Origin of the sequence: Candidatus Desulfatibia sp., assembly GCF_036446775.1 — a bacterium.
Classification (GTDB): domain Bacteria; phylum Desulfobacterota; class Desulfobacteria; order Desulfobacterales; family UBA11574; genus Desulfatibia_A.
In genome coordinates, this window is sequence record NZ_JAZFTO010000359.1 from 1 (window position 1) to 5,728 (window position 5,728).

Genomic DNA, 5,728 nt, shown 5'->3' on the forward strand with positions numbered 1-5,728 from the left:
GGTTGTAAATTTGCTCTGCCAAGAATCGCGAGCATCCATAGTTGCTTGAATCAAAGCGATTGTTTCCGTCTTTTTAAGGGACCACATGGGGGCCACCAGCTCTTGTTGATGAGGGTCCCCGGTCAGGCGCTGAACAACCATATCCTGCGGAATGCGTTCCAGAAAATCGCACACAAGGTCAACATATTCTTGCTGTTCCAAGCACTTATATGCCCCTTGCCCGTAAAGACCCGCCAGTCTCGTTCCTTTAATAATATAAAGCAGGTGCAGCTTGATGCCGTCTATTCCCAGGTCGGCAATGGCGTCTGCCGTGGCAAGCATATGTTTTTTGTTCTCCTGGGGAAGCCCTAAAATGACATGGGCGCAGATTTTTATACCTCTGTTCCTGGTGGCATCAACGGCTTGTGCAAAACACTTGAAATCATGTCCCCGGTTAATTAAAGCCAGAGTGGCATCATGGGCCGACTGTAACCCGTACTCAATCCAGACCAAGGTGTTTATGCCATACTGCTGTAAAAGGGCCAATATCGGCTCATCCACGCAGTCCGGTCGCGTGCCGATGGACAAACCGACCACATCGTCCACCGCAAGGGCCTCCTCATAGAGGCTTTTGAGCCGGTCTATTGGAGCATATGTGTTTGAAAACGCTTGAAAATAAGCTATAAACTTTTTGGCCTTATATCGCTTTGCAAGTGCCTCTTTGCCCTGAACGATCTGCTCGGTAATCGAAAGCCCTCGGGCACGAGCACCGCTGCCCGATCCTCTGTCATTGCAGTAAATGCATCCTCCGGTTGTAATTTTACCGTCCCTGTTAGGGCAGGAAAAGCCGGCATCGATGGTAATTTTCTGAACCCTGCATCCGAAAATATCCCTCAAGTAAGTGTTGAAATCATTATATCGCTTTGCCATATTCATTCAAACTGAAGTGGGGAACAAAAAAATATTGGCCACGAAGTCACTAAGACACAAAGGAAATATTTGATTTATTGTCTTCGTGCCTTCATGGCATAATGAAAATTTGCCACAAAAAGCACGAAATTCACAATTCAGAAACGAATTAGGTTATTATATACATTTGTGTATAAAAATTGTAAAATAATTTCCTCATGGTTTTCGACCAGAAAAAATACGATATTATCATCGTTGGTGCAGGTCATGCCGGTTGTGAAGCTGCGCTTGCATCTGCCAGAATGGGGTGCCGTGTCCTGTTACTGGCCATAGACCTTGACAAAGTGGCCGTGATGGCCTGCAGCCCTTCCATTGGAGGCATGGCCAAGGGTCAGCTCGTTAAAGAAATCGATGCCCTGGGCGGCGAGATGGCCAAAATTACAGACAAAACAGCCATACAATATAAGACCCTCAATACCAAAAAAGGTCCGGCGGTTCATTCCACCAGAACCCAAAACGACCGAACTCGCTACCATCTGGACATGAAAGCCGTGATTGAAAAACAACCGAACCTGGAGCTAAAACAGGCTATGATTGAGCGGCTTGTAGTAGAAGGCGGCAAGGTCTTCGGGGTAGAGGATAAAACCGGCTTTGGGTACGAGGCCCAAGCCGTTATCCTGGCCACGGGCACTTTTTTAAGCGGTTTGGTTCATATTGGATTCAATTCCATCCAGGCCGGAAGGGCCGGTGAATTTGCCTCTTATGGCCTGCCGCTGCATTTACGGGAACTGGGTTTTGCACTCGGAAGAATGAAGACCGGCACGCCCCCCCGGCTAAACAAATCGAGCATCGATTTTTCGGCCTTTACCGTACACCAGTCCGATCCGGACCCTAAACCATTTTCATTCTTTTCCGATAAAATTTCTAATCCTCTTATGCATAGCTATATCGGGCATACCAACCCCCAAAGCCAAAAGATCGTACAGGATAATCTTGAACATTCTGCTCTGTACGGCGGAATCATCAAAGGGGTTTCCGCCAGATATTGTCCGTCATTTGAAGATAAGGTTGTGCGGTTCCCACACAAAGACAGGCATCAGATTATCCTTGAACCCGAAGGTATAGATACTGATGAAATCTATGCCAGCGGACTCGGAAACAGCCTCCCCATGGAAATACAGGTCCAATTGGTCAGGTCTGTTAAAGGGTTGGAAGCCGCCGAAATCATGCGTCCCGCCTATGCCATTGAATACGACTATGTCAACCCGATTCAGCTTAAACCTACGCTTGAGACCAAACTGGTTGCCGGTCTTTATATGGCCGGCCAGATCAACGGAACATCAGGCTATGAAGAGGCTGCCGCCCAAGGGATATGGACGGGCATCAACGCCGCCTGCCGGATCCAAAACCGGCCTGAATTTAGTTTAGACCGATCTCAAGCTTATATGGGTGTAATGATAGATGATCTTGTGACCAGGGGGACACGTGAGCCTTACCGCATGTTTACCTCACGTGCAGAATACAGGCTGATGTTGCGGGAAGATAATGCCGATCTAAGATTGATGGAGATCGGACATAACCTGGGCCTGATCGATAAAGACACCATGCAAGATATCAAAGAGCGCAAACAGCTGATTGCCAAGGAAATCAAGCGGATCAAGGATACTATTATCAAGCCGACAACAGAGACTAACGACCTCTTGGTTGGCCAGGGCTCAAAACCTATCAACAGTGGCATGTATCTTGAACAGCTATTGAAAAGAACCGAGATTGATTACCACGCCGTTGAGGCGCTGGCAAAAAGCCCCGACAATATCAGTGCAAAGGTCGCCAGTCAGGTGGAAATTGAAATCAAATATGAAGGTTATATTAAGCGTCAGGAAAGGGAAATCGAAAAATTTAAAAACCTCGAAAGGATGAAAATACCTGCCGGCTTTGAATTTCAAGAAGTGCACGGTCTTTCAAACGAACTCAAAGAAAAACTTGCGGCCGTCAGGCCGGCTTCTCTGGGTCAGGCGTCTCGCATGGACGGCATCACCCCTGCGGCCCTTTCCGTATTAATGATTGCGCTGAAAGCCTCCCGTGTAGAGGATTGACGGAATAACCCTTGACACTTAACGATTTCAACTTATTTTTATTATTGATAAAAGGTGGCTCTTAGTTAACGATTTAAACCTTTTTTTACGAGATCATCAATATTATTTTAAGGAACAAACAGGATGCCTGAAACTGATTATTATAAAATGCTCGGTGTTAAACGCAACGCCTCTAATGAAAATATCAAGAAAGCATACCGGAAGCTCGCCATGAAGCACCATCCCGATCATGCCAAAGGAGACAAAAACGCTGAAGAACAATTTAAAAAAATTAGCGAAGCTTATGCCGTGCTAAGTGATAAGGAAAAGCGCCAACAGTACGACACATTCGGCTCTACCGGATTTCAGCAGCGCTATTCTCAGGAAGACATTTTCAAGGGTTTTGATTTTGCCGATATATTAAGGGAGTTCGGGTTTGGCGGTGGAAACCGCTTCTCGCGCGGTCCGGGCGGTATGCGTTTTTCGTTCGGCGGTGATTCCCCGTATGGTTCTCGTACAAGACCACAACAATCTTTGCAGAAAGGTGCCGACTTGGTGTATGAACTTCCTTTAACGCTGCTGGAAGTGGCTACAGGAACCACTAAAATAGTATCTTTTCAGCACCAGGAACGTTCGGAAAAATTGACGGTAAAGATTCCCAAGGGGATGATTTCCGGAAAAAAACTTCGTCTGGCCGGCAAAGGAGAGCCGAGTCCGTTTGGAGGTCCTGCGGGGGATCTGTACATCAAGTCCAAAGTACTTGGTGATCCGGTTTACGACGTCCATGGGCACGACCTTTATACCAAGCGGGAGATAAAACTCAGCGACGCCATTCTTGGAACGAGCATATCGGTCCCCACCATAACCCGCAAGGAATTGAACTTAAAAATACCTCCAGGTACAAAGCATAAGACCAAAATGCGCCTTGCAGGCCATGGACTTCCGCATATGAATGCCAAAGACCAGGGCGATCTTTACGTCTACATCCATGTCAATATGCCCAAACAACTTAGTGAAAATCAGAAAAAGCTGGTGAAGCAACTGGCAAATGCAGGTATGTGAGCAGTCAACGACTACCCGCAAGCGGGCGGTTCGAACGGCAATAGCGAGTGCATTCCCCATCCCGCCCTGGCGGGACGGCGGGAAACTTCATTTTTTGGCCAAAGACCGCAAGCACAAAAGCACCTCCGGGCTTTAAATGTTGCGTTGGCTACCGCGCGAAAAGCCCGCGATTTGAATGCAAACAATTAATTTTATTGACAAGAGTCTCTATTCCATGTACTTTTATCAAGATATAATACTTTTAATCCAGAATAGTTCGCGAGACGATTTGTTCAAGTTATAAAATCGCTTCGCGATTTTATGCAGCGTCCCGCTTACAGCAGGGCTTAAAAAAGAGAACTATTATACTAACTTTTTATGCCTGAATTGATTCCTGTGCTGGGAAAAAATGAAATCAGTAATTTGGTCGCGCAAGTTGCCCTGAAGATTTCATCCGACTATCAAGATAAGGAACTTATTCTTATAGCCATTTTAAAAGGCGCGTTCATCTTTCTATCTGATCTTGTCCGCTGCCTTAGCATTCCGGTGAAAGTTGATTTTGTAGGTGCTTCCAGTTACGGTAACAGCACTTCTTCAAGTGGCACCATCCATCTGACCAAAAAGGTAGAGATCAATTTAACAAATAAAGACGTGCTGGTTGTCGAAGACATTGTTGATACAGGCTTGACTTTATCATATATCGTTGATTACTTAAAAACTTGCAACCCAAACACAATCAAGATTTGTACCCTGATTGACAAACGCGAAAGACGCTGTAAAGCAATAAAAATCGATTACACGTGCCATATGGTTTCCAAAGGATTTTTTGTCGGTTATGGCCTCGATTACCACGATAAATATAGGGAGCTACCTGGAGTTTATCGCCTTAAATTTTAACCCGTGGGGTGTATCATGATTGTTACCTGTGAGCAATGCAAAGCCAGCTTTAATGTAGATGAAAACCTTTTAACGCCATCAGGTTCTAAGGTTCGATGCTCAAAATGTAATAATGTTTTTCTAGCTTATCCACCAGCAACGCAGGAAGAACCTGTTAAACCCACTGAGGCTGCACCCGATCTGGAGGCCGAACAAGAGGACCTCGATCTTGAAACTGACAAAGAAGATGAACCTTTGTCTGATGAAATTGATTTGGCCGCCACGGAAGAAGCGCCCGCAACCGAGGAAGTCGCCGAGGATGCCATTGAAGATCTGGACCTGGAGCTTGAAACCGAGGAAGAAAAAACACCCGAAACCGAAGAGGTCGCCGAGGACGCCATTGAAGAGCTGGACCTGGATTTAGACCTTGAAACCGAAGAAGTTGCCGAGGATACCGTCGAAGACTTGGAGCTGGACCTCGATCTTGAGGCCGAAGAAGAAAAGGTGCCCGAAACCGAAGAGGTCGCCGAGGATGCTCTTGAAGACCTGGAACTGGAATTAGACCTTGAAACCGAAGAGGTCGCCGAGGAAGCCGTTGAAGAACTCGACCTGGATTTAGATCTTGAAACCGAAGAGGTCGCCGAAGATGCCATTGAAGAGCTGGATCTGGAATTGGACCTTGAAGCCGAAGAAGAAAAAACGCCCGAACCTGAAGAAGCTGCGGAGGAAGCCGTTGAAGAACTCGACCTGGATTTAGATCTTGAAACCGAAGAGGTCGCCGAAGATGCCATTGAAGAGCTGGATCTGGAATTGGACCTTGAAGCCGAAGAAGAAAAAACACCCGAAAC

The 5,728-nt window shown here is 46.5% G+C and carries 5 protein-coding genes; 4 read left to right on the forward strand and 1 reads right to left on the reverse strand.

The features are described from left to right. Positions 1-909 (reverse strand): TIGR01212 family radical SAM protein (locus V3S16_RS16455; RefSeq protein ID WP_413886908.1); only part of this gene is annotated, 909 nt, incomplete at its 3' end. Positions 910-1,106: 197 nt separating this feature from the next. Here V3S16_RS16455 and mnmG point away from each other — a divergent pair. From mnmG to V3S16_RS16475, 4 genes are all read left to right on the forward strand, one after another. After that, positions 1,107-2,984, forward strand: coding sequence for a tRNA uridine-5-carboxymethylaminomethyl(34) synthesis enzyme MnmG (gene mnmG, locus V3S16_RS16460; protein ID WP_413886910.1), 1,878 nt, complete (start codon positions 1,107-1,109; stop codon positions 2,982-2,984). A gap of 123 nt (positions 2,985-3,107) precedes the next feature. Beyond that, on the forward strand, positions 3,108-4,025 hold the full coding sequence (locus V3S16_RS16465) for a DnaJ C-terminal domain-containing protein (protein ID WP_413886912.1): 918 nt from the start codon (positions 3,108-3,110) through the stop codon (positions 4,023-4,025). 357 nt (positions 4,026-4,382) lie between these two features. Beyond that, a complete protein-coding gene (gene hpt / locus V3S16_RS16470; protein WP_413886914.1) occupies positions 4,383-4,901 on the forward strand; it encodes a hypoxanthine phosphoribosyltransferase in 519 nt (172 codons plus the stop codon). Positions 4,902-4,916: 15 nt separating this feature from the next. Further along, positions 4,917-5,728: zinc-ribbon domain-containing protein (locus V3S16_RS16475; protein ID WP_413886916.1), on the forward strand; the 812-nt coding region annotated here is incomplete at its 3' end.